Origin of the sequence: Paramesorhizobium salinisoli, assembly GCF_003335045.1 — a bacterium.
In the GTDB taxonomy this organism is placed as follows: Bacteria; Pseudomonadota; Alphaproteobacteria; order Rhizobiales; family Rhizobiaceae; genus Paramesorhizobium; species Paramesorhizobium salinisoli.
In genome coordinates this window covers 1-1,359 of record NZ_QOZG01000080.1, presented here as the reverse complement: position 1 = coordinate 1,359, position 1,359 = coordinate 1, and the positions used below count along the sequence as shown (strand labels likewise).

The 1,359-nt window shown below is 48.4% G+C and carries 2 pseudogenes; both read left to right on the top strand.

Annotated elements, in window-relative coordinates:
• Positions 1-401, top strand: a pseudogene (locus tag DUT91_RS25715) (hypothetical protein); the annotation flags it as partial.
• Between the two features lie 547 nt (positions 402-948).
• Positions 949-1,359: pseudogene (locus DUT91_RS24960) on the top strand (HlyD family secretion protein); the annotation flags it as partial.

Sequence of the window (1,359 nt, the reverse complement as noted above, 5' to 3'; positions counted from 1 at the left end):
TAGAGGAAATGGCCATCGTCGTTGGCGGTGGCGGTAGACTTGATTCAGGTGATCACAGCGATGCCTATAGCGGCGGACGCGGGTCCTCTTCTGGTGCGCAATCTCGTGGCAAGGGCGCGGGAGTAGGCGCCGGAAACGGATACAGCTTCGATGGTCAAGTTGAAGCATCGAAACTGCCGGGCAATAACATCGGATTTGATAAATCACTTGTAGGGATTGCTTACAATAATATCAAAGGCGCACTGGGACGCATTTACCAAGGCGGAGGAACCCCGGACTCAACGGGTTATACAGCTATGGGTGACTATGGTGGGTTTGGCAAAGGAGATGCTGGCAACCGTGACCGCAGTGGCAATCGTGCTGGCAACCAGAATGGCGGTTCTGGTGGGCACGGAAACTAGCGTCTATTCGGCGAACAATAGTACCGGACATTTGCAATGACATTTCAAATACTATTGTTTGCCTTTATTGAAGAGATAATCAAAGTCTTAGTTGTAAGATCATGCATGAACACTAGAAATACTGTTGCAAGCATTTTTCTGTTTGCCGTTCTGGAGGGTATTTTTTACTTACCAATGGTAACTGGCCATATCGAAGAGTTAGGTGGAACTAGGTCAACAGTATTCGTAGGAGGAATTATTGTCCTTTTTTTTACTAACTTCTTTCATGTTGCAACGAGCTATATTTACCTAAGAACCGCATTTCTAAAAACGTCGCTAGCATTTTGCACAATATGGCACGCCCTTTATAATAGTTTTGTTTATACTATGCCGACTCTTGAGCTAAAATACTACATTTTCATACCAATATTGTTTTTTGCGTCAGATATTATTATCGCATACCTTTATTTAACTTCTGAAAAAGCAATAACCATTCTTAAATCACGGTGAATTGACCCCCTTGTCACAAGACGGTCAGGATCAGGTATTTTAAAGAACCGAGCGTTTGATGAGTAATGAAGTCAGGACAAGGCCGCTCTATCGCCCCGAAGCGCTTGCGGCAAGGCGAGAGGCGTGGCTGGGGCGGCCGAGACTGCTGCAGCCCATTTCAGTTCAGATTACCACCGGAGCCGGCATTCTTGCCGTTGCGATGATCGCCGCCATTTTCATTTTTGGGGAATATACACGTCGCGTTCGTGTTTCAGGACTGGTCATCCCGAGCGCCGGCATAACGCATGTGTTCGCCCCTCAGTCAGGCCGCGTCGTCAGCGAAGCAGTTACCGAAGGCGCTTTCGTGCGCAGCGGCGACGAACTCTATTCTCTCAGCGTTGGCAACAAGACAGGTCTGGGGGAGACGGAGGTCATCATCAAGGACCAGCTACTGGCAAGGCGGTTCGAACTGGAGGCCGCGATCATACAG